Origin of the sequence: Rhodococcus sp. 15-649-2-2 (genome assembly GCF_002258645.1) — a bacterium.
Classification (GTDB): domain Bacteria; phylum Actinomycetota; class Actinomycetes; order Mycobacteriales; family Mycobacteriaceae; genus Rhodococcoides.
Genome location: NZ_NPFM01000004.1, coordinates 40,856 through 66,048, shown reverse-complemented (window position 1 = coordinate 66,048; position 25,193 = coordinate 40,856). Strand labels below are relative to the sequence as shown.

Below are 25,193 nucleotides of genomic sequence, written 5' to 3'. Positions count from 1 at the left end.
CTTCACCCCACCAGGAAGCTGATGGCGATCGCTGCGGCGCAGGCCACCGTCACCACGGCCAGCGTCAGCGCGTCCGAGGCCTTGAATCGAGAGTCGGTGGCGGTGATCATCCCGGTGCCGCCGCGAGCGGTGATGGCCGTACCCATCTCGTCGGCCCGTCGGATGGCCACCGACATGACCGTCGTGACGATGTCGACCAGCGAATTGTCCGAGGCGCTGTTCACAACGGGCTTGGGGCGAAGGCGTCGGGCCGCGTTGAGGGTACGCATCTCTTCGATCAACAGCGGAAGCGATCGCAGGCTCAACGCCACGGCGATCGCCCACTCGTCAACCGGCAGTTTCAGCTTCTTCAACGGTGCGCCGAGTTTCGATACGGCCGGGGCTATGTCACTCATCGAGGTGGTCCAGCCGATCATCATCGAGGCACCGAGCAGCACGAAGACGAAGAGCGTCGCACGCAGGTACACCAGCACTGCTGCGCTGCCGATCGGCAGATTGATCAAGGCTCCGACGCCGAACAATGCCCAGATCCACCACGGTGGACGCGGCAGCGCCGTGATCGGAACGTGCGCAATGATCGCGGCGATCACCAACAGTCCGAACACGATTCCGAGCGCGGGCCACGTCGGTGCCACCACGAGAGTGACGCTGAGGAGCAGGACGACGACGAGTTTGGTGCCGGCCCACAGCCGATGGATCGGCGAGAGCCGGGGGACCTGACGCAGTACGACGGTGGTCACGAGGGCACGCTCCCCAGGATCGAGTCGGACACGATGTGGCCGTCGGACATCGTGATGGTGCGGCTGCAGACGGTGTCCATGCCGTCCACATCGTGTGAGATGACGACGATCCCGACGCCGCGTTCACGTAGTCCGGCGAGAACGCCGATGATGTCGTCGCGGCCGGGTGGATCGAGGCCGGCCAAGGGCTCGTCGAGAACCAGCACGCGAGGCCGACGCGCAATGAGCCCGGCCAGCACGACGCGTCGCATCTGACCACCGCTGAGCGAATCGATCTCGCGGGCAGCGAGAGACCTGTCGAGGCCGACCGCATCCATGGCGGCCGAGACTGTGGCAGAACCGGTTTCGGGCCCCGCTGCCGCGGCGATGTCCTCGGAGACGGTGCGACGTTGCAACTGCAGGCGGGAATGCTGAAATGCCAGTCCGACGTCGCCCACCCGGGTGGTCATGGCCTTGCCGTCGAGCTGCGCGGTGCCTTTCGTCGGGCCGGTGAGTCCGGCCATGATCCAAGCGAGAGTGGACTTACCCGAGCCGTTTCCGCCGAGAACGAGAACTCCTTCACCACGCTTGACGGTGATGTCGATCCCGTTCAGTGCGCCCTGCGCCCAGGGAGTTCGACGGTTGTAGGTGTGCCGAACGTCTGACACTTCGAGCAGGCGTTGGCTCGAATTGTCGTGCAGTACAGCAGAATTTGCAGTATTCGGTTGCATCCACCCCGAGTCGTGCTGTACCTGATACCCCTCGTGCAGATGCACGACGCGATCTGCGGCAACGGTTTCCGAGACATGATGGGTGACGAGCACGACCGACATGCCGTGTCTGCGAGGTAGTTCGGCGAGGAGCGAGACCAGATGCTCGCGGCCGGCAGCGTCGATCATGGCGGTTGCCTCATCCGCGATGAGCAGGGCGGGACGGCGGGCCAGGGCCGCGGCCACGGCCAGGCGCTGCATCTCGCCGCCGGACAGGGATGCGGTGTCGCGGGCACCCATGCCGCCGAGACCCACCTCGTCGAGCAGGGCATCGACGTCGGGACGGGAGTCGCCGGGCGGCAGACCCCACACCACGTCGTCGGCGACGCGAGTGCCCAGGATCTGGCTCTCGGGTCGCTGCAGAACCATTGCGGTGCCACCGTACCGACCGAGTCCGGTTGCGCCGGGCCTGTTCACGGTGCCTTCAGACGGTTCCAGGCCGGCGAGGATCCTCGTCAGTGTCGATTTGCCGGAGCCGTTGTGGCCGACGATCGCGACGAATTCACCCTGTCCGATGTGGAGTTCGACTCCGGTCAACGCAGGGGTGGCACTTCCCGGGTACCGATATCCGACCGAGGTGAGGGTGACCGGCAGTGGTCCGATCTCCTCGTCGTCCGTGCTCGAGACCAGTGCCTCGGGAGTGGGGATGGTGGAGAGACGGTCGAGGATGGCGGTGAGGATCAGCCAGGCGAACAGCGTTCCGGTGACGATCCCGAACGCGATCGAACCGCCGACCCACCACCACCAGTTGTCGAGCACCGCGGTGGAGCTGCTGCGGAGCACATCGGCGGCACCTTGCAAGGCCGACGTGCGCTCGAGCAACCTGGACACCCCCTCCAAGGTATTGCGGAGGGTGTCGAGGAACAACGTGCGTAGTGGAACGAGGATCAGGAGCAGCAACACCGTCAGGGCCCCGAGCGCCGGCCCGACGACCATCGAGGTGACCAGTACGCCGAAGAGTCCTTGCTTCTTGCGCTTCGCCCGCCCGACCAGGCCGCCCAACAGCGCGGCGCTGGCCACGGTGAGGGCCGTCTGAGTACCGGCGGCGACGAATCCGACGAGGGTGCCTGCTACCGCAGCGGTGAGAAGCGCGCGCGTCCGATACCGAAGCGCGACCACCGACATGGGAATGGCCGCGACGACCTGAAGAATTGTTGCCATGGGCACGAGCACACCGATCACCGTCAACGCGACAGTGAAGCTGCTCATGACCGCGGCGGTTGCCAATTCCTGAGGACCGAGGGGCCCTGACTTCGGAGTGCGAGGAGAACTGACGGTCACCGCTCCAGTGTGCCAGCTCAGCTGGTGCACACTGTCTGGGTGACTTCCGAGATCGGGACCCGCAGGCGGATTCATCCGGCGTGGATCGTCGCGGCCGTGGCATTCCTCGCCCTTGTCGGTGCAGCGGGCTTCCGGGCGGCACCGAGCGTGTTGATGGTGCCGTTGCAGGAGGAGTTCGGTTGGCCGCGGTCGATGCTGTCGCTGGCGGTGGGCGTCAATCTTGTGCTCTTCGGCCTGACGGCTCCGTTCGCCGCAGCCTTGATGGACCGCTTCGGAATCCGGGCGGTGACGTCGGTTGCGTTGACGATCGTCGCGGCAGGCAGTGCTCTCAGTGTCTTCGTCACCCAGGCGTGGCAGTTGGTGTTGACCTGGGGCGTCATGATCGGCCTCGGCACCGGATCGATGGCTCTGGTCTTTGCGGCGGTGGTGACCAATCGGTGGTTCGTGCGGCGTCGTGGCCTCGTGTCGGGCATCTTGACGGCAGGCAGCGCGACAGGGCAGCTGATCTTCCTGCCCGTGATCGCGCAACTCGTCGACAGGTCCGGTTGGCGGGCCGCGTCGTTCCTCATCGCGGGTGGCTCGCTGATCGTGGTCCCGTTCGTGCTGCGGTGGCTGCGAAACATGCCCGCGGACGTCGGGGTGACACCGTACGGAGCGCCGGAGGGCTACACGGCGGTGGTTGCGGACCCGACGGCGAATCCTGCCAGGGCCGCGATACAGGCGTTGCGTGATGCGAGCCGCGTTCGTACGTTCTGGGCTCTCGTGGTGGGCTTCGCGATCTGTGGCGCGACGACGAACGGGCTCATCGGAACTCACTTCATCCCATCCGCACACGACCATGGAATGCACGAAACCACCGCAGCGGGACTGCTGGCGGTGGTGGGAATCTTCGACATCGTCGGGACGATCGGATCGGGGTGGCTCACCGACCGCGTCGACCCGCGTTACCTACTGGCGGCGTACTACGGATTTCGTGGTGTATCGCTGCTGTTTCTGCCGTGGTTGCTGTCCGCGACCATTCAGCCGTCGATCGTGATCTTCGTGGTGATCTACGGATTGGATTGGGTGGCAACGGTTCCGCCCACGATTGCGCTGTGTCGAGAGGTCTTCGGCGATCGAGGCTCACTGGTGTTCGGCTGGGTGTTCGCCTCACATCAGATCGGTGCCGGTATCGCATCGGTCGTCGCAGGCGTCGTGCGGGACGCCACCGGCGCCTACACGATGGCGTGGTTCGGTGCGGCCGGCCTCTGTGCGGTTGCTGCCGTGGTGAGCGTGAGAACAGGAAAGCGCGGAAAGCCCTCGTAAATGGGGCTTTCCGCGCTCAGGCTGGGATTCTTACGTGCTCAGATCAGCGGCTGCGCTGGCTCGTGGCCGGTCCTGCTGCACGACGGCTGTGGCCGCCGCCACCGCTACGGGGCTGACCGCCACCACTGCGCGGCTGACCACCACCACTACGCGGCTGACCACCACTGCGCGGCTGACCACCCGAACGGGCCGGGCCGCCGCGTCGCGCGTTGTTGTTGCGCGGGGCTCCGGTGCGGGCCGGGGCCTGCTCGACTCGCGGTGCAGGCTCGACGTAGCGGGCCTGCTCGCCGACGAGGTTCGCCACTGCGGGCGAGTCGGCGGTGACGCGGATCGGGGTGACCTTGATGTCGGCCTTGCGCAGCAACACTGCGGTGTCCTTGCGCTGCTCTGGCAGGACGACGGTCACGACGTCGCCGGCGCTTCCGGCGCGTGCCGTGCGGCCGGAGCGGTGCAGGTACGCCTTGTGCTCGGCCGGGGGATCGACGTGGACGACCAGCTGAACGTCGTCGACGTGGACGCCGCGGGCTGCGACGTCAGTGGCGACGAGAACGCGGGCCTGGCCGGAGGAGAAGGCTGCGAGGTTGCGGTCGCGTGCGGCCTGCGAGAGGTTGCCGTGCAGGTCGACGGACGGGATTCCGGCGTCGGTGAGCTGCTTGGCCAGCTTGCGGGCCTGGTGCTTGGTGCGCATGAACAGGATGCGGCGTCCGGTACCCGAGGCGAGCTGATGGACGAGCTTCTTCTTGGCTTCGACGCCGTCGACCTCGAAGACGCTGTGGGTCATGGCCTCGACGTGTGAGGTGGCCTCGTCGACGGAGTGCGTGATCTGGTTGTGCAGGAAGCGCTTGACCAGCTTGTCGACGCCGTTGTCCAGGGTCGCAGAGAACAGCATGCGCTGGCCCTTGTCCGGGGTGGCGGCGAGGATGCGGGTGACGACGGGCAGGAAGCCCAGATCGGCCATGTGGTCGGCCTCGTCGAGGACGGTGATCTGAACGCCGTCGAGCGTGAGGTGGCGCTGCTTCATCAGGTCTTCGAGGCGGCCGGGGCAGGCGACGACGATGTCGACTCCACCCTTGAGCGCGGAGACCTGGCGAACCTGCGACACACCACCGAAGATCGTGGTGACCTTCAGCGAGTATGCGGAGGCGAGTGGCTCGATCGCGACGGCGATCTGGGTGGCGAGCTCACGCGTCGGCGCGAGAATCAGGCCACGCGGGCGGCCGGGCTTGCGGTTGCCGGGAAGCTGCCCGGCGAGACGAGCGACCATCGGGATGGCGAATGCGAGTGTCTTTCCGCTGCCGGTCTTTCCGCGTCCGAGTACGTCGCGTCCCTGCAGTGTGTCGGGGAGCGTGTCGGCCTGGATGGGGAACGCCTCGGTCTTGCCCTGGCTCGCGAGTACATCCGCGATGGCCTGGGGTACGCCGAGCGCAGCAAAAGTTTGTGGGGTCGTCATAGTGATGAAAAGTGCCTTTCGGGCAGGGTGTTGCACCTGCGGGCCTTGGGCCGAGATGCAAGGTGGCGAGACTGCCGGTGGGCAGTTTCGATCGCCGTAAGAGAAGCCTGTGCAGGGTGCACATGGTGATTCGGGAGCATTCCACGACGTCTGACGTGCAGCTACGCGCGTCGTCACCGAGTGTAACCGAGTTGTGGCTCGGTCTCTTCCCGCGGCGACGCGTCATGCAGCGTCATCGTCGAAGAGACCGGTGATCATCACGTTCTCGATCTGCGAGCTGTAGAGCTCGACCACCGGCATGGGCGGGGCACTCGAGTCATAGGTGTGCCCCGTGGGTGAGATGAGCCTGTAGCGATGTCGCGCGTTGCGTTTGTCTCGTATCGCTTCGGCCGTCCAGCCTTCCCCTTCTTTCGCGTAATTGCATGCGGCACAAAGGCCTGCGCCGTTCTCGGCGCTGGTTTTGCCACCTGCGGTGTGTGGCCTGATGTGATCGTGGTGTCGGATCGGCGCGTCACACCATGGGGTGCGGCAGGTGCGATCTCGGAGATCGATGAGGCGTCCCAACGCAGTGGGAAAACCTCGCGATGTGGACTCCACGGCCGTCAGTGCTCCGGATTTCGGATGGGCGTAGAGGCGTCGTAATGCGATGTGCGTCTCACTGTCGAGTGCGTCTCGGATGAGTTGCCGGGCGACGTCGGACGGAATATCGCCGTAGCCGTGCAGATATGCGGACGTGTCACCACCGGCAAGGAGGGTCGAGTCCGAGATGACGATGTCGACGGTCACCGGCGGACCTTGAGCCGCCGATGTGCCGGTGATTCGCTCGAACACCAGGTCGGCCATGATCTGGTCGCGGGTGCGTGTGTCGCCGCCGGCATTGATGATGGTGTCGGCGTCTCGTCGCAGCGTGGCCCACATACAGACCATCTTCTCCATCGAGGTGAGGACCGTGAAGAAGCCCATCGACTCAGGTGCGGGACGGGTGCTGGTGCGCCTAGCTGCGTAGGCCTTGGCGCGTCGTCTCACCTGGGAGGCGGCATCGAGTTCGTTGGCGAGTGCGCGGGCGCGGCCCTCGATGGTGCGGTCCCCGGCACCGGCCAGGGTGGCCGGGTCTGCGCAGAGTCGTTCGTCGATGGTGCGGCGATCGTCGACGGTGAGGCACGCGGTCTCGCGAGCGAGAATCATGACCCGCCATTCGTTGAGTTCGCCGGCTTTCAGGCGCGCGAGGGTGTGCGGCATTTCGTGCACCAGCGCGCGAGCGAGTCCCAGATGAGTGCCGCCGCGGTTCGGTGATTCGCGTCGTGCCAGGCCGATCTGCGACGCAATTCCGCTGCGCCATTGGGCTTTCGGCTTGCCGAGTTCTTTGCGCTCGGCGCTGATGGCTGTTGCGACGGCATCGGTCACCACGGCTTGCGTTGCCACGCTCACGCACTTGACCGTCTCGAGAGCGGAGATCAGATCGATGCCGGCTGCTGCGTCGACAACGACATCGGACGCCTGAAGTCGCGCGACAAACCGCAACACTTCATCGGACGTCAGTGGCGAATCTTGTAGAGCTGTGACCACGAGTTCCTCCCCAGTACTCGAATGCATGTTCGATAGTACGGAGGTTTTTGTGGTTCCGCAATAGATGCACGAAACTGGGGAGGGTCACCAAATTGCTGTGTGGTGCCCTCGGCAGGATTCGAACCTGCGACCTACCCTTTAGGAGAGGGTTGCTCTATCCCCTGAGCTACGAAGGCTGGTGACCGTTCTTTTGGATCGAAGTCATTGTCCAGCAACGGCTTTCGATCCAGCGAACAATCGGGTGCGGATGGGTTCGCTGTCGAGATGCTCAGCTGGCCCACATCGCGCTCGCTAGTCTAGCGGCCCACCGTGGCGATCGTGAAGCAGGTCGCCGCTGCTCGTCACTGTGCCGGTCATCGACGTGATCAGGTTCAGGGCGGTGCGGTGCTGGTGAGCGGTGTAGTTGGCGATCGATTCGATACCGACGAAACACTGAATATCGCGGGCCGTCACCCTTCCTCCCGCAAACGCGAGCGCATTTGTCATACGCGCGCAGGCTCGTCACACTATTCCGCTCGCATCTGACGAACGCGCGCGCGTTTGCGGATCCCGGAGGCCCCCGCCCACCACTCAATCCGCCGCAATGGCGTCCACGATGTTCAGTCGCGAGGCGTGCACGGCAGGGGGAGCGGAACCCAGCAGTGACAGGCCGAGGGCGACGAGTCCGTACAGCAGTACCGACCACCCGGCGGTGTAGGCAACCGGGATTCCGATGCTGGCGCCGAGGATCAGTGTGCTCAGATACTGCAGACCGGCGCCGATGATCAGGCCGAGCACACCGCCCACGATGCCGACTGACAGTGCCTCCGCCAACACCATTCGCGCCAAGGTTCCCCGTCCACCGCCCATGGCACGTAGTACGCCGAGTTCACGTCGACGCTCCAGAACCGACAACGTCAACGTGTTGAGCAACGCGACTGCAGCCACGAGTGCGACGATCCATTGCAGCGCGATGGCCAGTGCACCGGACTGTCTGATGGCCGCGCTGGTGCCCTCGAGTGCGGCAGCGCCGGTGTACACGAAGGTCTCGGGCGGAAGTGTCGAACGCAATGAATCCTGCACGGCGGCAACGTCTCCGTCGACGCTGATCTCGAGGTAGGTCGCACCGGGGCGGTCGTACCAGCGCTGCATCGAGTCCAACGAGATCGCCATCGTGCCGCCTGCGGCATTGATGTAGTCCACCAGATCCAGCACCCGCACGTTCTGCAGACCGGTCGGCGTCGGGAGATCGATGTAGTCGCCCACCGACACACCCAACGTTCTGCCGAACCCCTGGGACAGCACCACGCCGTCACCGGCGAGCACCTGGGAACGCACGTCGTCGGTGAGCGACGCGAGTGTCACCGCATTGCTGCCGTCGGCGACGCCCTGGATGGACACCAGTTCGTCGTCGATCGTGGCGTATGCCCACTGCCCCTCGACGATGCGAGACACACCGGGAGTCGATGCGACGGCTTCTTCCACCTCGGCGGGAACGATGGGGCCCGACGGTATGGCGTCGGGGGAGCTCATCGACACGTACAGGTCGGTGTTCGCCAACGAAGACAGCGATTCGGCCGCCGAGTCGGTCATGTTGGTCAACGAACCCGACACTCCGACACTGACTCCCACCGCAATCACGATCGTCATCACCGTTGCCCAGATCCGCCGCGGGGCCCGTTCGATGGTGGCGGTGGCCAGTCGGCCGGCACCACCCCAGCGGCGAGGGACGGCCGCTGTGGCGGACACGATCGGACCCGTCGCCCCGACGCACAGCGCGACGACGCCGAACATGAACAGTGCACCGGCACCGAGGGTCAGTTGCCCGTCGACGCTGACGGCGAACACGAACGATCCGGCAATGGCGACGAGGCCGAACGCGGTAGCAGCAGCAACGAATCGACGGCGCGGTCCGCCTGCGGTTTCCCCGCCGCCGACGGCGAGTGCTTCGATCGGCGAGATGCGATACACCTGTACCGCGGCGACGGCCGAGGCACCGACACAGGCCAGGACGCACGCCGCAATCGCCACGGGAATTGCAAAACCGGGCAACACGTACTCGATCCGTGCGTCGAATGCCTGCGACAGGAACGGTGGAAGGCTCTCGATGGCGATGCGGCCCATCGCGATTCCCAACGGAACACCGACGGCACCGCCGACCAGGCCCACCAGAACGGACTCGAACAACAGGTCGCGGACGATATCGCCGCGGCGACCGCCGACAGCCCGGAGCAGAGAGATCGTGGGTCGACGCTTCGCGATGGCCATGTTCATGACGTTGAAGACGAGGAACGCCGCGACGACGAATGCAATCAGCGAGACCATCAGCGTGGCATTGCGCGTCAGGCTCATCGCCTGGTTCGCGCGGTCGGCCCGAAAGTCCGGATTCATCACCGACACTCGGCCGGCGAGCGCGGCGTCGAGGTCGGGACGCAGACTGTCGCCGCTGCCCAGGACGAAGATCGAGTCGAGCTCACCCGGACGGTCGGTCAGTGCCTGCGCAGCGGGAAGGAGCGCGACCGCGAACATGCCTCCACCGATGCGCTGTGTACCCGGGCCGTCGACCACGCCGACCACAGTCGTCGGAACGTCGTCGATGGTGACGGTGTCGCCTTGTTTCAGACCCGTTGCGGCACCGACCAATACACCGGAAGGATCGGACAACAGCCCGGCCGCATTGCCGACCGCACCCTGCAGATCCGACTGCAGTGCCGTGATGGACGCGTCGACACCGAGAACCGTCAGATCGCCGACATCGGACCGAACGGTGCTGCGCAGCAGGGGAACCGCGGTGTCGACGCCGGGAACGGAGCGCACCACGTCGAGTTCGCTCTGGTCGAAGCCCGAGTCGGTGACGCCGACGACTTCGTAACTCGCGTTGCCTGCGATCGTCACCGCGAGACGTTCGACCGATCCGGTCAACGACCCGTACGTGCCGAGCACAGCGATGAGCAACCCGGCTGCAACGGCGACGACTCCGGCCGAGACGAGCGAACGCACCCAGTGCATGCGGAGGTCGCGAAGGCTGATGACTCGAAATCTGCTGAGCGCGGTCCCGATCACCGATCGAGACCGGCCGTCGGTGTGTCGGACTCGACGCGACCGTCGATCATGCTGACGATGCGGTCGGTGGAGCGCGCGGCCTCGAGATCGTGGGTCGCCATCACCACTGCTCGACGCCCCTCGCTGGCGTGTGCCACGTCCGCCAGAATCTCGAGGATGTTGTGGGAGGTCTTCGAGTCGAGATTTCCGGTGGGTTCGTCGGCGATCAACAGTGCCGGATTCATCATCAATGCTCGGGCGATCGCGATGCGTTGGATCTGGCCGCCCGACAGCTGAGCCGGCCGGTGCTCGGATCGATTCGAGAGCCCGACCATCTCGAGCAGTCGCATCGCGTCGGCCTTGGCCTTCTTGATGGGTGTGCCGTCCAACAACTTGGGGACGGCGACGTTCTCCCACGCGGACATCGTCGGCAACAGGTTGAAGAACTGAAAGACGAAGCCCACCTGGTGGCGTCGGAAATCGGATTGCGCGTTGTCGTCGAGGGTGGTGACTTCGACGTCGTCGAACCGGATGGAACCCGCCGTCGGGGTGTCGAGTGCGCCGAGCATGTGCAGCAGCGTCGACTTGCCGGCACCGGACGGTGCGACGAGCGAGACGAACTGGCCGCCCTCGATCGTGAGATCGATGCCGTCCAACGCCCGCACCGGTTGCTCTCCGGTGGGGTACTCCTTGACCACCCCGGACAACTCCAGCATCAACTTCGCCACGGACGAATCCCCTTGCTTCTCGAATGTATCTTCGACGCTACCTGTCGTCGGATCGAGAAACCGGTCGGAACTCTCAGATCAGGCTGCGCCGCGCGAGGATTCGAGTCGGCGGGCCACCAGCGCGGCCTGCAGGTGTCGGATTCCGGACGGACGCGTGGGGTCGAAGCCGGTGAGCTGTGCGATCCGCTTGAGGCGGTAGTCCACGGTGTTGGTGTGCAGATGGAGCTGGCGGGCAGATCGCTGCCGGTTCAGATCGTGCGAGATGTGGATCTCGAGGGTCTCGAGCAACTCGGGTGACGAATCGAGCGGCTCGAGGATCTGAGTCAGGTGGCGACGGCCGGGGCCCGGACGCGTCAGCTGGTACTCCAGCACGAGGTCGTCCATGCGGTACAGGCCGGACGGGCGGTGCAGTTGATGGGCCAGGGACAATAGTTCGTGTACCTGATCGGCTGCGGTGGGGATGTCCGCGGTGGCGGCTTGCTCGGCCGTGACGGTGACGGGCACCTCGGCGGCGGTACCGATGCGATGCACCAGAGCCTCGACCCACTCGTCGTCGTGCACACCGGGGATGAGGACGGTGCCGCCCTCGGTGCTCAGCAGGGACAGGGGAGTGCGGCCGCAGATCGTGGCCAGTTCGGCCTGCACACGACGCAGCTTTCTGCGAGCGGCGACCGTCTTCTGGATGTTGGGGTCGTTCTCGTCCGGGTGCGGCGGCACCGAAATGGCGAGCACGAGGTAACTGTCGGCGAGTTCGATGCCGGACTGACGTGCCATCGACACCGCGTTGTGGCCGCTGAGAAGTGAGGTGACCAGAGTGTGCGCTGCAGTGTGGTGTTCGCTGGCCACTGCTTGCAGTTCTTCGACGTAGCTCTTGCTGGCGGCGATGGATACCTTCTCCGACAGCAGCACGAACATGCGCGCGGCCTCGATCAGCTGTGCGGCATCTCCCTCGCCTGCCCGCTTCGACACCAGGTTCCAACCGATCTGGATGCCCTCGTGGTAGACGCTGAGCACGGATTCGAGCGGAACACCTTCGCGAGCCCACTGGCTGGCCTTGGCGCGGAGCTCGGCCAGGTCGGACTCGGCCGGAGCGCGGCGTTCGTCGAGCATCTGGACGGCGATGCTGATGCATTTGACGGTGAATTCGGTGACGTCGCCGTGGAGCTGTTCGCCCGGCAACGACCCACAGGGAGTGTTGGCTGCGAAATGCCCTACCAGGAGCCGCGCCACCGCGCGGAAGTCGCGAAGAGGAGCCGACGCAGGCTGACCCGCGACCATGATTCCGAGGCTAGTCGAGTTGTGAACGGTCACAGATCAACCCTTCGTGTTGGATTCTTCAGGTCATTCGGACTGCAAACTTACTCACGCGTATCAACGCGCTTCCATGGCTCAATCTATGCAACCGAGCGTAAAACCGCGGTGTTTTCGTACTTCAAGTTTGTTTCCTGGCCTCTAACAGGATCGATCATAGGTTGTTATCAACGTGTGATCCAGGTTTTCGGCAAAACTCGTTGTGATCTATCTCGAGCGAGTGGCGCGGACGGCTGCGACTTGCCCTAAACAATCGCGAAGCCGTTCACGGGGTGTGCAGCGCACATCTACCTTGATCTCGTTGGGAGTGGGCGACGAAGGGACGAGCATGCACAGTGATATCGGTCAGTTCACTGTTCTCCGGGAGTTGCGCCCGACCATCGAGGAGAATCTCGCCCGTCACCGCGCCGAGTCCGTTCAGTGGGAACCGGCCGACTTCGTCCGTGCCGAGATGTACTGGGGATCGCGTCCCTCGACGCTGACCGAAACTGCGAAAGCCGCGCTGGTGACGAATCTTCTGGTAGAGCAGAACATTCCGCTCTACCGCCGGGATGCGGTGGCAACCGAGGTCGGTGCCTGGCCGTCCTGGCTCACCGACTGGAGCAACGAACGACGTCGGCATGCCGCGGCCGTCACCGATTACCTGGTCGCCACCCGCAGCGTCGATCCGGTCGCCCTCGGACGAGCCCGAGCGCAATGTATGGCGGTGGGATTCGACTCCCCGATGAACGGCGCACACCTGCTCCGGTCACTGGTTCAGGTGGCCCTGGACGAGTCGGTCTCGAGCATCAGTCATCGCAACACCGCAGATCAGTGCCATGATCCGGTAGCAGATCGTCTCCTCGGGCGCATCGTCGCAGATCAGGAACTGCACGTCCGATTCTTCGAAAACCTGGTTTCGGCAGCGCTCGCCGTGGCACCCGGCCTGACGGTCACGGCCATCACCGAGGTCGTCATGAACTTCCAGCTACCGGGTACCAACCTGCCGGGTTTCGCCCGCAGTGCGATGCTCATCGCGCGCGACGGTATCTACGACCTCGCTCGCCATCTCGACGAGGTGCTGCGACCCATGTTGGCCCAGTGGCGCATCTTCGAGCGGACAGATCTCGGTGCCGGAGCGCGCAAACGCGATCAACTGGCGGACTACTTGGACCATCTCGATGCCCAGGCCGCCACCATCGAGCGCAGCTCCATGCGAACGCAGGAGTACGCAAACGCATTGCGCGCCAGCTGAGACCACTTACCTCGGCGGGGTCCATCGACTAACCTGAACTCCTACTCTTCTTCACGCTCCACACCTCGTGTTCGGGGCAACGACCGGAGGCCCCCATCGTGACAGGCTCTCGACCGATCATCGTCGGAATAGACGGATCCGCCGCGGCGGACAAGGCGGTGATATGGGCGGCCCTCTGCGCGCACCGACGCGATCGGCGGTTGCACATCGTCACTGCCGTCGACATGCCGGGAGTAGTCGACCTGAGCGAATTTGCCGGAGAAGCAACGGAATTCGTTGCGACAGCCAAGTCCAGGTTGGTGGCGGCCGAGACTCTGGCCGCGCTGGTCGTCGATGATCCCGCGTTCGAGGTGACGTCGAGTGCCATCGAGGGCGGTGTCATGGACGTTCTCATCGGCGTCTCGGCGCAGGCCGAGATTCTGGTGATCGGTGCCAGCGAAACCGGCGCTGTCACATTGTCTTTGGCGGCTCACAGCGTCTCGCCGGTGGCCGTGGTGCGGGGTCGTGACATCGACGGTCGCCCGGTTGCCGAGGGCCCGGTCGTCGTGGGCATCGATGGGTCGGACGTCAATCAGGCTGCCGTCGAGTGGGCGTTCGCCGAAGCGTCGGCGCGGGCGGCCGTGTTGATCGCGGTACACGTGTGGTCCGATGTGGATCTGACGCAATCGTTCGGACGCGCGCCCAAGGATTGGCACGCCATCGCGGACGGCGAAGAGGCGCTACTGGCCGAGAGTCTCGCCGGCTGGCAGGAGCGGTTTCCCGAGGTCGAGGTGCAGCGCATCGTGGCTCAGGACCGACCGGTACGAGTTCTCAGTGGCCTGTCCGAAACCGCGGCATTGATAGTGGTGGGCAACCGGGGACGCGGCGGATTCGGTGGAATGCTGCTGGGGTCCACGAGTTTCGCACTCGTCAACACCGCGGACTGCCCCGTGCTCGTAGTGAGAAAAGCGCTCACATAGCGACGGTCAGCAAAAAGCTCACGTCTTCGATGGCCTCGACGCTGTGGCGGGCGTCGGGGATGACGAGCAAGTCGCCGGTCGAGCCCTTCCACGATCGCTCGCCGCTGATCAGCTCGAGCTTTCCGCTCAGGACCAGGACGGTGGATTCGCCGGACAGATCGTGTTCTGCCAACTTGTTCCCGGCGGCCAGGGCCACGACGGTCTGCCTCAGGTGGCGTCGATGACCGCCGTAGACCGTCTGCGAACTGCGGCCACTCGACGCGCCGACGGCAAGCTTGAGTTGTTGACGGGCAAGGGCGGTGAGTGACTTCTTGTCCATGATCGTCAGTATGACGCACTGCCCGCAGTCACGACGGGGGAATCCTGAACGCGCTCAGGAAGGTTGGGTAGCCTTTCCGTACTCGACCCAGCGAAACCGAGTCTCGTTCACTCGGCTGCTCTGCCACTCGCCGGCCTTCGCGATCCAGCCCTCCGGAATCTCGGGAGCACTGGTATCGCCGTCGACGTCGAGATCGACCTCGGTGACTTCGAGGTGGGTCGCGATACTCATTGCACTGCGATAGATTTCGCCGCCGCCGATGATCCAGACCGGGTTTTCGCCCACCCTGGCCACGGCGTCGGCGACACTCGATGCGTTCTCGGCACCGTCTTCGGACCACGAGGAATTGCGGGTGATCACGATGTTGCGACGCCCCGGCAACGGACGGAATTTCGCGGGCAGTGAGTCCCAGGTCTTGCGGCCCATGATCACCGGATGCTCGGCCGTCGTGGCTTTGAAGTGCGCCATGTCCTCGGGAACGCGCCAGGGGATGCCACCCCCGTCACCGATGGTTCCGGCCCGGCTCTGAGCCCAGATCAGACCGACGAATCGTTCGGCACTCACACCGCGACCGGGGCCTTGATCGCCGGGTGGTGCCGGTAGTCCACTATCTCGATGTCCTCGAAGGTGTAGTCGAAGATCGAATCCCGTTGTGCCAGTTTCAGAGTGGGGTACGGATATGCCTCTCGGGAGAGCTGTTCGGCAACCTGCTCGCGGTGGTTGTCGTAGATGTGGCAATCGCCGCCGGTCCACACGAAATCGCCCACCTCGAGCCCGGTCTGCGCCGCCACCATGTGCGTGAGCAGCGCGTAGCTGGCGATGTTGAACGGCACACCGAGGAACATGTCTGCGCTGCGCTGGTACAGCTGGCACGAGAGCTTGCCGTCGGCCACGTAGAACTGGAAGAACGCGTGGCAGGGCGGCAGTGCCATCTGCGGGATCTCGCCGACGTTCCAGGCCGAGACGATCATCCGACGCGAATCCGGATTCGTCTTCAGAGTCTCGATGACCTGGCTGATCTGGTCGATGTGCTCGCCGGACGGGGTGGGCCACGACCGCCATTGCACTCCGTAGACCGGGCCGAGCTCGCCGTCCGGAGCTGCCCACTCGTCCCAGATGCTCACGCCGCGCTCCTGTAGCCACGTGGCGTTGGAATCGCCCCGCAGGAACCACAGCAACTCGTACACGATCGACTTCAGATGGACCTTCTTGGTGGTGATCAACGGGAAGCCCGCAGCCAGATCGAAGCGCATCTGATGCCCGAACACGCTGGTGGTGCCGGTCCCGGTTCGGTCGGACTTCGCCGTCCCGGTGCCCTGGATGTGGCGCAGCAGATCTTCGTACGGAGTCGGAACCATCACGACGGTCATCGTAGCTGCATACTGGACACATGCCGGAATTACCCGAGGTGGAAGCCCTTGCCGGCTTTCTGCGCGAGCATGCCGTCGGTGCTGTGATCGGACGCATCGACATCGCCGCACTCAGTGTTCTCAAGACGTTCGATCCGCCGCTCACCGAGCTGCAGGGCAAGGACGTCACCGATGCTGCCCGTTTCGGCAAGCACCTGGCACTGCGCGCGGGTGACCTGTGGTTGATCACGCACCTTTCGCGCGGCGGGTGGCTGCGGTGGGTGGACAATCCCAGCGCCGCGCCGCCCAAGCCCGGCAAGGGCCCGTTGGCGCTGCGCATCCATTTCTTCACCCCCGAAGGAGCCACGCCTGCCATCGACCTGACCGAAGCCGGTACCAAGAAGCGACTGGCGGTCTGGGTCGTCCGTGATCCTCAGCAGGTCGCGAGCATCGCGCGCCTCGGGCCCGATGCGCTGACGGTCACCGAGCTCGAGTTCGCCGAGATTCTCGGAAGTACCACTGCGCGACTGAAGACCTCGTTGGTGGACCAGTCCTTGTTGGCCGGCATCGGCAATGCCTACTCGGACGAGATATTGCACGTCGCGAAGCTCTCGCCGTTCGCGTCGTCGAGCAAGCTCGATCCCGAATCCGTCGCGACGCTCTACGCGGCGATGCGCTCGGTGCTGTCCGACGCGGTGGCGCGCTCGGCCGGACAGGACGCGGCGCGTCTGAAGGGGGAGAAGCGATCGGGCATGCGGGTGCATGCCAGGACCGGACTGCCGTGTCCGGTGTGCGGCGACCCGGTACGCGAAGTCGCGTACGTCGATCGATCGTTTCAGTACTGCGCCACGTGTCAGACGGCCGGCAAGATCCTCGCCGACCGCCGCATGTCCCGTCTGCTCAAGTAACGGGTTCGAGCTTCTGGCTGTCGTAGCCGCGGTAGCCGGCCCACGCCTTGCGCCGGTCGCTCCGCGGATCCTTCTGTACCCGGGTGCGGGTGTCGAAGATCAACGTCTTGCGCTCGGCCTCGTCGTACTCCGGCCACGAGTCCAGCGGTTTGCCGTTGGTGGCGAACGCAATCCACTGCGACTGCACCTGCTCGGTGACGTCGGAAAAGGCCTTTCGTCCGCCGGCGAGCGTCAGCGCCTTGCCGAACAGCGTCTTGCTGATGCCGAACACGGCGAACAACTCGAACCCGTGGGTGGCGTCGAGGCCCAGTACCTTCATGGACCGCGGCGCGAAGTCGAACCGGTAGAAGTACGTCGATGCGTGACGCGAATGCCCCTCGGCCACTTCCAGTGACGGCTTCCAGAAGGTGAAATCGCCACCGAAGTCGATGGCTGAGCGCTCGTTCGGGTAGCCCCGGTAGCCTGAAGTGACAACGGCTTCGGCGTCGGGGTCGGTGAGCGAGAACAGTTTCGTGATGCGCTCGGGGTTGGTGGGCAACGCGTCGAGGAACTTCGGAAACAGTGTTCCCTCACGCGCATTGGTGCCGATGATCAGTGGAACGCGGTGCGCGGTGCCGTTCGCGTAGGCCTCGATCGGGCTGACCGGCAGGAAGTCGCCGTCGATGACCGGGCCGAACGGTAGCAGGCCCGGAGTGCGGTGCAACGTGGTGAGACCGAGTTTGGTGCCCGCCCGTCCGAGCCGCAGTACCTCGGCGTTCTCCAGCGTCTCGGCAGCGTTGTCGACCGTGCCGCCGAGGTAGCCGACGAATTCGAGGGCCCACTGATCGGCGCGTTCCTTGGTGGTCGTCATGCCCGGGGCGGAGCTCTCGGAAATAGCTTGAGCAAAAAGGCCTTTCGCGGCGGGAACCGCCAGCAGCGTGGTGACTGCGTTTCCGCCCGCGGACTCGCCGAAGACGGTGACGTTGTTGGGATCGCCGCCGAACTCGGCAATATTGCGCTGTACCCATTCCAGAGCCGCAACTTGATCCCGTAAGCCGAGGTTGGAGTCGAACGGCCGCTCGGGAGTGGAGAACTGGGACATGTCGAGGTAGCCCAGAGCGCCGAGTCGGTAGTTGACCGAGACGTAGATGATGCCGTCGCCGTCCTTCAGCGAGCGGCGCACCAGAGAGCCGCCGCCGTACAGCGGGGTGGCCGACGTACCGAGTGTGTACGCGCCGCCGTGAATGAACACCATGACCGGACGCGGATTCGCGCTCGGTGCGTTCGGTGCCAGCACGTTGAGCGTCAGGCAGTCCTCGCTCGACGGCTGATACTTGCCGATCGCGAGCATCGTGCCGCGCTTGTGCTGAATCGAGGCGTTGCCCCACTCGGTGGCGTCGCGCACGCCCTCCCACGGCTCGGTGGGTTGCGGCGCTCGAAATCGAAGCGGGCCGACGGGCGGGGCGGCGTAGGGAATGCCTCGCCAGGTGGTGAGGTCACCGACGGGCTTGCCCTCGATGATGCCGTCGGAGGTGGTCACGCGTGTCGTCACAGCCATGTCGCGAGTGTACTGACCGGTCCTTACTCCCGGGTAAGAACCGGCGGGGTTGGGTACCGGGCAGACTCGAATACATGTCTTTCGAATATCGCGCCGAAATCGTGCAGCTGCTGCGAGCGCCGACGCACGCGTACTTCGGGAGATCCAAGGACGGCCCGGCCGAGGTACCGACCGATCTGCCGTTCAGTGTCGAGATCGTGGCCCACAAGGGCATCCGCGGCGATCGCTTCTTCGGCGTGAAGGCGCACACGGAGGCCGCGGTGAGCCTCCTGGCTGTCGAGGCCTGGGAGGCGGTGGGAGCTGTGCTCGGTGTCGAGGTACCCGATCCGGCCGTGGCCAGGCGCAACCTCGTCGTTCGCGGGCTCGAACTCGACCCGCTGCGAGGGGAGGAGTTTCAGCTGAACTCCGGCGACGGCTGGATCACGTTCCGCGGCGGCAGGCCGGCTCACCCGTGCGCGTGGATGGACCGCATGGTGGCCGACGGTGCGCGCAAGGCGCTGATCGGTCGTGGCGGGCTCCGTGTCGAACCGCTGTCCGACGGCATTCTGCGGGTCGGAGAGTTGGCGGTGCGCTCCCCGGTCGAGCTGGATGCGGCACGTGCAGCACTGTCGGTCAGGCGCGCGCAGCCGATCTGACCTCCTCGTCGTTGCGCCTCCGGCGTCGAAGGCAACCCACCTGCTTGCTCACGAAGCAAATCTGTGCCCATAATATGAGTATTGGTGTGACGGATCACACCAAACCGCGCCATGGCGTGGGTCACTGAATCCAGCGGGAAGAATTGCCGATGTCCGATATGTGGATCGTGATCAACACCGTCGTTGCCGTGCTGGCGGTGGTGGTCTTCATCGTTCGTTTTCACTTCAACCCGGTGATCTCGCTCGTACTCGGGGCTGCGTACCTGGGTCTGGCGACGAAGCTCGGAGTCGGGGCCACCGTCGACACGATCACGGGCGGCTTCGGCGAGATCATGGCCGAGGTGGGGCTGCTCATCGCGTTCGGTGTGCTGATGGGGTCAGTGCTGCAGGAGATGAGCGCTATCCAGCGTCTCGTCGGCACCCTGCTGAAAACGTTCGGGCCCAAACGGCTCCCGTATGCGCTGTCGCTGACCATCGCGACTGTGTTGCAGTCCATCTTCCTCGACGTGCTGTTGGTGATCTCCGCTCCGCTCGCTCGCAACCTCGCCCCCAAGATCGGCAAATACGGAACAGCGAGAATGGCCACGGCACTGGCCATCTCGCTCGAGTGCGGAATCGTGTTCATGGTCCCTGGTGTCGCGACGCTCGCGCTGGCCGGCCTGCTCGGCGTGCCGCTGGGCAAGATGATGATCTACGGACTGATCCTGATCGTTCCGGTCGTCGTGCTGTCGGTGGCCATAATGTCGTTCGTGTTCCGGCACGGTTGGTGGAACGAGGAGAAGGACGAGCAGCAGATCGTCGTAGTCCCAGAGCCTGTGGTTCCTGAGCCTGTCGATTCCGACGACGAGCCCCTCGAAACCGGAGGTGGCGTGGCGCAGAAGGTGCGTACCGAGAAGCAGACGTCGCTGGTGGTGTTGCTCTCGCCGCTGCTGCTCGCGCTCGTCCTCATCGCCATCGGTGCCGTACTCGAAGTGGCCGAAATATCGGTTCCGGTGGTCGAATTCATCGCCAGCCCGGTCATCGCGTTGCTCATCGGCTTGGTCGGGACGTGTCTCATCGGCCGCTACCACGTCGGTCAGGCACGAGTGGAGAAAGCACTGGCTCGTGGTTTCGCCGAGAGCGGGCAAATTCTGATCCTCACCGGTGTCGGTGGTTCGCTCGCGGCCGTCATCAACGAGGCGGGTCTCGGCGACATCCTCGGCCAGTACTTCACGGCCAGCACCGCGGCTCCGCTGTTGATGGTGTGGGTCATCGCTGCCGCGTTGCACATCGCCGTCGGATCGGTGACGATCTCCGCCATCACCTCGGCCGGAATCCTCGCCCCGGTCGCTCCGCTCATCGGCCTCGACCCGGTGTTCATCGCGTTGGCCGCGGGCGCGGGGTCGCTGTTCGCCGTGCACGTCACCAGCAACACCTTCTGGCTGCTGCAGTCCTTGATGGGCCAGTCGACCAGGGGCACACTCAAGACGTGCTCGGTGGGCGTCTCGCTTGCCTCGGTCATCGCCATCGCGTTGATCGTGCCGATGAGCTGGATCCTGTGAGCCCTGATCCTGTGAGCCCTGATTCTGTGAGCCCTGATTCTGGGAGTATCGAAAGGAACACGATGGCACTGCCGCTCAGCGGAGTTCGAGTTCTCGAACTCGGCAACTACATAGCCGCACCAACTGCGGCACGCATGCTCGCTGACTTCGGTGCCGAGGTGATCAAGGTCGAACGGCCGGGAACCGGAGACGAACTGCGTAACTGGCGGTTGTACTCGGGCACCACGTCGATGCTCTACCGCACGATCAACCGGAACAAGAAGTCGATCGTGCTGGACCTGCGCACCGAGCAGGGGCGTAAGGACGTCGTCGATCTCGCGGCGAAGTGCGACATCGTGCTCGAGAACTTTCGGCCCGGCACTCTGGAGAAGTGGGGCATCTCACCGGAGGTGCTGAGCGCAGCCAACCCCGAACTGATCATCACGCGTATCTCGGCCTTCGGGCAGACCGGCCCGATGTCGCAACGGCCCGGATTCGCCGCTGTCGCAGAGGCATACGGCGGCTTCCGCAACCTCGTCGGTGATCCGGACCGGCCCCCGGTGCGAGTCGGTGTCTCGATCGGGGATTCGATCGCCGGTCTGTACGCGGCCTTCGGATGTGTCATGGCCCTGTTTCAGCGACAGACTCTGCGGGCGGCGCAGGCACCGGATCAGCAGACTCCGCTCACGCTGGCGCAACGTTCCATCGATGTCGCACTGAACGAGTCGATTCTGTCGATGATGGAATCGCTGATCCCGGACTACCTCGCCTACGGCGTCGAGCGCGAACGGACGGGCGGCCGGATGGAAGGCATCGCACCGTCGAACGCATACCCGTGCAACGACGGTCACTCGATCATCATCGCCGGCAACGGCGACGCCATCTTCCAGCGCTACATGGAGACCATCGACCGTCCCGATCTGGGAGCCGATCCGGACCTGGCGTCCAACGCCGGCCGATGGCGTCGACGCGACGAGTTGGACGCCGCTATCTCGGCCTGGACCGGATTGCACTCGCGCGAAGAGGCTTTGAAGATCCTCGACGCCGCCGGGGTGCCGTCGGGACCGATCTACACCGCGGCCGATATCGTCGCCGACGAGCAGTATGCAGCCCGCAACATGATCCAGCACTTCCAGGTCGACACCGGCGAGGACGAGCCGACCGACGTCGGATTCGTCGGTGTCGTTCCGGTGATCGGTGATACGTCTCTGCCGATTCGTTCGGTCGGACCGGATCTGGGCGAACACACCCGAGAAGTACTGTCGACCCTGCTCGGCCGCACCGACGAAGAGATGGGCCTGTAGATGTACCGATTCACCCCCGCCGCGGAGTTACGCGACGTCACGATGCGCGACGGACTTCAGCTCACCGGCAAGATGCTCTCCACCGAACGCAAGCTCGAGATCATCAGGGCGCTCATCGAACTCGGTGTACCGTCGCTCGAGATCGGGTCGATGGCGCGGGGCGACAAGGTGCCGCCGATGGCCAACACCCTCGAGGTCATCGGTGAATTGACCGCCGAGGAACTCGCGCGATGCTGGGTGTGGGTCGCCACTCCACGTCACGTCGAGAAGGCCGCTGCCGCCGGGGCTCGAAACTTTCAGTACTGCTTCTCCGCGTCGGACTCGCACAATCAGGCCAACATCGGTCGTACCAACGAGGTGTCGCTGGCGGCCATGCCCGATGCCGTCGACATCACGCGATCGGTGGGCGGTGAGATCGAGTTGTGCATCGCGACGTCCTTCACCTGCCCGTTCGAGGGACAGGTGCCGCCGGATCGGGTCATCGAGATCGCCAACGACGAACGAGCAATGGGCGCAACAGATATCATCATCTGTGACACCCTTGGGCAGGCGGTGCCGGTGCAGGTGCAGTCGCTGATCTCGCGGGTGCGAGCCGAAACTCCCGATCGCAGAGTGGTGTTCCACGGTCACGACACCTGGGGCCTGGGCGTTGCGAACACTCTTGCCGCGATCTCCGCCGGAGCAACGATGGTCGACGGTTCGCTCGGCGGACTCGGCGGTTGTCCTTTCGCCCCCGGTGCCAGTGGTAACACCTCGTCGGAGGACATTCTGTTCGCGACGCGGCCGGACTGGTTCGAGCCGAAAACCCTTGCAGCCATGGCGACTCTGTCGGAGGAGTTGCTCACCGAATTGGGCGAGCCCATGAGGTCGAAAACAGTTCAGGGTGCACGGTCCGAGGCGCGCGCCTTCGAGTGGGTCGTATGAGTCGCATCCTCGTCACCACCGAGATCCCGGCCCCGGGCATGGATATCCTGCGCGCCGCCGGGGAAGTGGACCTTCGGGAGGTCGATCACGAGCAGTTGGTCGCCGCCTGCTCCTCCGGGGAATACTCGGTCGTCGTGTCCCAATTGCGTGATCGGTTCGATGCGGAGCTGCTGGCCTCGGCATCACTCGTCGGGATCTCCAACTACGCTGTCGGATTCGACAACATCGACATTGCAGCCGCAACCGAACGCGGCATCACGGTCGCCAATACCCCCGGGGTGCTGACGGATTCGACGGCAGACATCGCGATGCTGCTCATCCTGTCCACTGCCCGCCGCGCCGTCGAGGCCGACGCGTTCGTCCGCTCCGGCTCGTTCACCGGATGGGAGCCGGAACTGCTTCTCGGCAGCGATGTCTCGGGTCGAGTGCTGGGGCTGGCCGGGTTCGGTCGTATCGCCCGCGCCACCGCGCGTCGAGCACTGGGTTTCGGAATGACGGTCAAGTTCTGTCCCCGCCCGCCCGACGACCGAGAGGTCTCCGACGACGAACTCGGGGAATTCGCGGGTCGCGTCGAGCACGCGTCCTGGGACGAGATCGTCACGACCAGCGACTTCCTCTCCCTCCATGTGCCGTTGTCGGATTCCACGCACCATCTGGTGGACGCGGACGTACTCGCGGCGATGAAACCGTCGGCGATCGTGATCAACACTGCGCGGGGGCCGGTGATCGACGAGGCAGCCCTGGTGACCGCGCTTCGCGAGGGCACCGTTGCCGCAGCAGGTTTGGACGTCTACGAGCGCGAGCCGGACCTCGAACCGGGGCTGGCGTCGCTACCGAACACGGTGTTGCTCCCACACGTGGGGAGCGCGACGGTGTCGGTGCGTTCGGAGATGGCTCGGCTGTGCGCCACCAATGCAGCAGCGATGTTCGGTGGTTCGATGCCACCGCATCCGGTCAATCCCGACGCGTGGGGTCACGCGGGGTAGCGTCCGCCCAAGGTTCTCGTGATCTGCTCGGCGTGGGAGATCAGCAGATCCACCCAGGCCTCGCACTGCAATTGCGGCATCCGCAGTGTCGGGCCACTGATCGTGACGGCACCGACGATGTCCGCAGCCGAGTCGAACACCGGAGCGGACAGGCCCGACGCTCCGGTCTCGCGCTCACCGGTAGTGATCGCGTAGCCGTCGGACCTGGTCTGTGCCAACAACGCTCGCATCGTCTCGGCCTCGGTCACCGTCTGCTCGGTCATCGATTCGAGCTCACGGGAGAGAACACGCTCGGCCAGTTCCGAATCCCAGGCCAGCAGGACGCGGCTGGCCGATCCCGCGCTGAGCGGGATGACCTTGCCTACGTACATGTCTCGTCGCAACGCATGTCGCGTCTCGGCGATCGCGACGCACACGCGATAGTTCTGTTCGGGCCGAAAGAAGCACGCCGTTTCGGTCGTCAGATCGCGCATGTCCTTGAGTATCGGGTTGACGATCGACAGCACGTCGAGGTCCTTGGTCGCCGTCGCGGCCCAGTAGGCCATGCGCACCCCGATGCGAATGCGATCGCCGCTCCGGTCCAGAAATCCCTGCTGCACCAGATTGGTGACCAGACGCTGGACAGTCGAGGTCGGTAGTCCGGTGGTCTGTTGAATCTCGCCGAGGGTCAACGAGGGACGGTCGAACGAGAAGGCGTCGAGTATCTCGGTGATCTTGCCCAGCACCAGAAGCGGCTGTTGCTTCGACGTGCTCTCGGTGCTCACACGTCCAATCTACTTGGCCACTCGATCCTCGAGGCGGTTGATGGGCGCGGTGAGCAACAGAATCAGGAGCGACCACAGACCGAGCGGGGTGAACGACAGCCCGAGAGCCACCAGCATCAGTGTCGAGGTGATGGCTCCGTTGCGCGTGCTCGCGGACGTCGGGGTATCGCTCGCGACGATGTTCGGGTGCCGAGACACGATCACGTCGGCCACGAACATCGCGATGACCGACACCGCGATGGTCGCGACGTAGAGCGGTGACGCGCTCGCGTCGTAGCCGCTCTTCTCGGCGATCAACTTGGTGGGAAACGGCAGAAACACTATGGACAACAACCAGACGAAGTTCACCCACATCAGACTCCGGGTGTATCCGACCAGGTTTCGGAAGACACGATGGTGGCTCAGCCACTGCGAGAAGATGACCAGAAAGCTGAGTACGAATGCGAACAGCTCGACGCCGTGGTCACGCAGAATATCGACGAATTGTGCGCTTTCGTCCGGTTCGGCCAGCTCCACCAACGGCAGAATGAGCAATGTAGCGGCAATCGCGACCACGGCATCGCTGAAGTTGACCAGTCTGTCGAATCCACGCTCGTATTCCAT

23 protein-coding genes and 1 tRNA gene are annotated in these 25,193 nt (G+C 64.7%); 9 read left to right on the top strand and 15 right to left on the bottom strand.

Annotated features, from left to right (window positions below):
* Positions 1-2: 2 nt before the first annotated feature.
* The gene (locus CH305_RS02445; protein ID WP_032404357.1) at positions 3-740 is read right to left on the bottom strand and encodes an energy-coupling factor transporter transmembrane protein EcfT; all 738 of its coding nucleotides are present in this window, start codon (positions 738-740) and stop codon (positions 3-5) included.
* Positions 737-2,770, bottom strand: coding sequence for an ATP-binding cassette domain-containing protein (locus CH305_RS02440; protein WP_179278153.1), 2,034 nt, complete (start codon positions 2,768-2,770; stop codon positions 737-739). Before CH305_RS02440 ends, CH305_RS02445 begins: the two co-directional genes overlap by 4 nt.
* A 39-nt stretch (positions 2,771-2,809) precedes the next feature.
* On the opposite strand from CH305_RS02440, the gene CH305_RS02435 reads away from it, so the two are divergent.
* A complete protein-coding gene (locus tag CH305_RS02435) occupies positions 2,810-4,075 on the top strand; it encodes an MFS transporter (RefSeq protein ID WP_256983472.1) in 1,266 nt (421 codons plus the stop codon).
* Between the two features lie 43 nt (positions 4,076-4,118).
* Here the strand turns inward: CH305_RS02435 and CH305_RS02430 are convergent, their stop codons facing one another.
* From CH305_RS02430 to CH305_RS02400, 7 genes are all read right to left on the bottom strand, one after another.
* Positions 4,119-5,525, bottom strand: coding sequence for a DEAD/DEAH box helicase (locus tag CH305_RS02430; protein ID WP_094702454.1), 1,407 nt, complete (start codon positions 5,523-5,525; stop codon positions 4,119-4,121).
* 222 nt (positions 5,526-5,747) lie between these two features.
* Positions 5,748-7,091: an HNH endonuclease gene (locus CH305_RS02425; protein WP_256983471.1), complete on the bottom strand. Its 1,344-nt coding sequence runs from the start codon at positions 7,089-7,091 to the stop codon at positions 5,748-5,750.
* A gap of 100 nt (positions 7,092-7,191) precedes the next feature.
* Positions 7,192-7,267, bottom strand: a tRNA-Arg gene (locus CH305_RS02420).
* 115 nt (positions 7,268-7,382) lie between these two features.
* On the bottom strand, positions 7,383-7,577 hold the full coding sequence (locus tag CH305_RS02415) for a hypothetical protein (RefSeq protein WP_094702452.1): 195 nt from the start codon (positions 7,575-7,577) through the stop codon (positions 7,383-7,385).
* An 84-nt stretch (positions 7,578-7,661) separates the two neighbouring features.
* Positions 7,662-10,133, bottom strand: coding sequence for an FtsX-like permease family protein (locus tag CH305_RS02410; protein WP_094702450.1), 2,472 nt, complete (start codon positions 10,131-10,133; stop codon positions 7,662-7,664).
* Positions 10,130-10,831 (bottom strand): ABC transporter ATP-binding protein, encoded by a 702-nt coding sequence (locus tag CH305_RS02405; protein WP_094702500.1) that lies wholly within the window; start codon positions 10,829-10,831, stop codon positions 10,130-10,132. The genes CH305_RS02410 and CH305_RS02405 overlap by 4 nt, the downstream gene beginning before the upstream one ends.
* 87 nt (positions 10,832-10,918) lie before the next feature.
* The gene (locus CH305_RS02400; protein ID WP_230592574.1) at positions 10,919-12,118 is read right to left on the bottom strand and encodes a CdaR family transcriptional regulator; all 1,200 of its coding nucleotides are present in this window, start codon (positions 12,116-12,118) and stop codon (positions 10,919-10,921) included.
* A 361-nt stretch (positions 12,119-12,479) separates the two neighbouring features.
* Here CH305_RS02400 and CH305_RS02395 point away from each other — a divergent pair, with 361 nt between their 5' ends.
* Positions 12,480-13,385: an acyl-ACP desaturase gene (locus CH305_RS02395; RefSeq protein WP_032404910.1), complete on the top strand. Its 906-nt coding sequence runs from the start codon at positions 12,480-12,482 to the stop codon at positions 13,383-13,385.
* A 98-nt stretch (positions 13,386-13,483) separates the two neighbouring features.
* Positions 13,484-14,344, top strand: a complete 861-nt coding sequence (locus CH305_RS02390; protein WP_032404355.1) for a universal stress protein — start codon at positions 13,484-13,486, stop codon at positions 14,342-14,344.
* On the opposite strand, the gene CH305_RS02385 is transcribed toward CH305_RS02390, so the two are convergent.
* Genes CH305_RS02385 through CH305_RS02375 form a run of 3 tightly spaced genes read right to left on the bottom strand, consistent with a single transcriptional unit; the run spans position 14,337 to position 16,024 of the window.
* On the bottom strand, positions 14,337-14,663 hold the full coding sequence (locus tag CH305_RS02385) for a cupin domain-containing protein (RefSeq protein ID WP_032377351.1): 327 nt from the start codon (positions 14,661-14,663) through the stop codon (positions 14,337-14,339). The two genes, CH305_RS02390 and CH305_RS02385, sit on opposite strands and share 8 nt — an antisense overlap.
* Before the next feature lie 54 nt (positions 14,664-14,717).
* On the bottom strand, positions 14,718-15,227 hold the full coding sequence (locus tag CH305_RS02380) for a dihydrofolate reductase (protein WP_094702448.1): 510 nt from the start codon (positions 15,225-15,227) through the stop codon (positions 14,718-14,720).
* Positions 15,224-16,024, bottom strand: a complete 801-nt coding sequence (locus CH305_RS02375; RefSeq protein WP_283164489.1) for a thymidylate synthase — start codon at positions 16,022-16,024, stop codon at positions 15,224-15,226. The genes CH305_RS02380 and CH305_RS02375 overlap by 4 nt, the downstream gene beginning before the upstream one ends.
* Before the next feature lie 29 nt (positions 16,025-16,053).
* On the opposite strand from CH305_RS02375, the gene CH305_RS02370 reads away from it, so the two are divergent.
* Positions 16,054-16,920: a DNA-formamidopyrimidine glycosylase family protein gene (locus CH305_RS02370; protein WP_094608328.1), complete on the top strand. Its 867-nt coding sequence runs from the start codon at positions 16,054-16,056 to the stop codon at positions 16,918-16,920.
* Here CH305_RS02370 and CH305_RS02365 read toward each other — a convergent pair.
* On the bottom strand, positions 16,913-18,457 hold the full coding sequence (locus CH305_RS02365) for a carboxylesterase/lipase family protein (RefSeq protein ID WP_094702446.1): 1,545 nt from the start codon (positions 18,455-18,457) through the stop codon (positions 16,913-16,915). The genes CH305_RS02370 and CH305_RS02365 overlap by 8 nt on opposite strands.
* Before the next feature lie 74 nt (positions 18,458-18,531).
* Between CH305_RS02365 and CH305_RS02360 the strand changes: the two genes are divergently transcribed.
* From CH305_RS02360 to CH305_RS02340, 5 genes are all read left to right on the top strand, one after another.
* The gene (locus CH305_RS02360; protein ID WP_094702444.1) at positions 18,532-19,092 is read left to right on the top strand and encodes a molybdenum cofactor biosysynthesis protein; all 561 of its coding nucleotides are present in this window, start codon (positions 18,532-18,534) and stop codon (positions 19,090-19,092) included.
* 149 nt (positions 19,093-19,241) lie between these two features.
* Positions 19,242-20,633, top strand: coding sequence for a GntP family permease (locus tag CH305_RS02355; protein ID WP_094702442.1), 1,392 nt, complete (start codon positions 19,242-19,244; stop codon positions 20,631-20,633).
* A gap of 62 nt (positions 20,634-20,695) precedes the next feature.
* On the top strand, positions 20,696-21,916 hold the full coding sequence (locus tag CH305_RS02350; RefSeq protein WP_037155079.1) for a CaiB/BaiF CoA-transferase family protein: 1,221 nt from the start codon (positions 20,696-20,698) through the stop codon (positions 21,914-21,916).
* A complete protein-coding gene (locus CH305_RS02345; protein WP_094702440.1) occupies positions 21,917-22,840 on the top strand; it encodes a hydroxymethylglutaryl-CoA lyase in 924 nt (307 codons plus the stop codon).
* Entirely contained in the window at positions 22,837-23,826 is a 990-nt protein-coding gene (locus tag CH305_RS02340) for a D-glycerate dehydrogenase (protein WP_094702438.1), read from the top strand. Before CH305_RS02345 ends, CH305_RS02340 begins: the two co-directional genes overlap by 4 nt.
* Here the strand turns inward: CH305_RS02340 and CH305_RS02335 are convergent.
* Together CH305_RS02335 and CH305_RS02330 are read right to left on the bottom strand one after the other, a co-directional pair.
* Positions 23,814-24,590: an IclR family transcriptional regulator gene (locus CH305_RS02335; protein WP_032404346.1), complete on the bottom strand. Its 777-nt coding sequence runs from the start codon at positions 24,588-24,590 to the stop codon at positions 23,814-23,816. The genes CH305_RS02340 and CH305_RS02335 overlap by 13 nt on opposite strands.
* Before the next feature lie 9 nt (positions 24,591-24,599).
* Positions 24,600-25,193 (bottom strand): TMEM175 family protein, encoded by a 594-nt coding sequence (locus CH305_RS02330; RefSeq protein WP_037155084.1) that lies wholly within the window; start codon positions 25,191-25,193, stop codon positions 24,600-24,602.

What these genes read in the sequence shown, in the direction of transcription:
- CH305_RS02365 (WP_094702446.1), bottom strand. Translation starts at nt 18,457, where the DNA reads ATGGCTGTGACGACACGCGTGACCACCTCCGACGGCATCATCGAGGGC.
- CH305_RS02385 (WP_032377351.1), bottom strand. Translation starts at nt 14,663, where the DNA reads ATGGACAAGAAGTCACTCACCGCCCTTGCCCGTCAACAACTCAAGCTT.
- CH305_RS02400 (WP_230592574.1), bottom strand. Translation starts at nt 12,118, where the DNA reads ATGGTCGCGGGTCAGCCTGCGTCGGCTCCTCTTCGCGACTTCCGCGCG.
- CH305_RS02345 (WP_094702440.1), top strand. Translation starts at nt 21,917, where the DNA reads ATGTACCGATTCACCCCCGCCGCGGAGTTACGCGACGTCACGATGCGC.
- CH305_RS02340 (WP_094702438.1), top strand. Translation starts at nt 22,837, where the DNA reads ATGAGTCGCATCCTCGTCACCACCGAGATCCCGGCCCCGGGCATGGAT.
- CH305_RS02430 (WP_094702454.1), bottom strand. Translation starts at nt 5,525, where the DNA reads ATGACGACCCCACAAACTTTTGCTGCGCTCGGCGTACCCCAGGCCATC.
- CH305_RS02330 (WP_037155084.1), bottom strand. Translation starts at nt 25,193, where the DNA reads ATGGAATACGAGCGTGGATTCGACAGACTGGTCAACTTCAGCGATGCC.
- CH305_RS02350 (WP_037155079.1), top strand. Translation starts at nt 20,696, where the DNA reads ATGGCACTGCCGCTCAGCGGAGTTCGAGTTCTCGAACTCGGCAACTAC.
- CH305_RS02360 (WP_094702444.1), top strand. Translation starts at nt 18,532, where the DNA reads ATGTCTTTCGAATATCGCGCCGAAATCGTGCAGCTGCTGCGAGCGCCG.
- CH305_RS02355 (WP_094702442.1), top strand. Translation starts at nt 19,242, where the DNA reads ATGTCCGATATGTGGATCGTGATCAACACCGTCGTTGCCGTGCTGGCG.
- CH305_RS02415 (WP_094702452.1), bottom strand. Translation starts at nt 7,577, where the DNA reads ATGACAAATGCGCTCGCGTTTGCGGGAGGAAGGGTGACGGCCCGCGAT.
- CH305_RS02395 (WP_032404910.1), top strand. Translation starts at nt 12,480, where the DNA reads ATGCACAGTGATATCGGTCAGTTCACTGTTCTCCGGGAGTTGCGCCCG.
- CH305_RS02370 (WP_094608328.1), top strand. Translation starts at nt 16,054, where the DNA reads ATGCCGGAATTACCCGAGGTGGAAGCCCTTGCCGGCTTTCTGCGCGAG.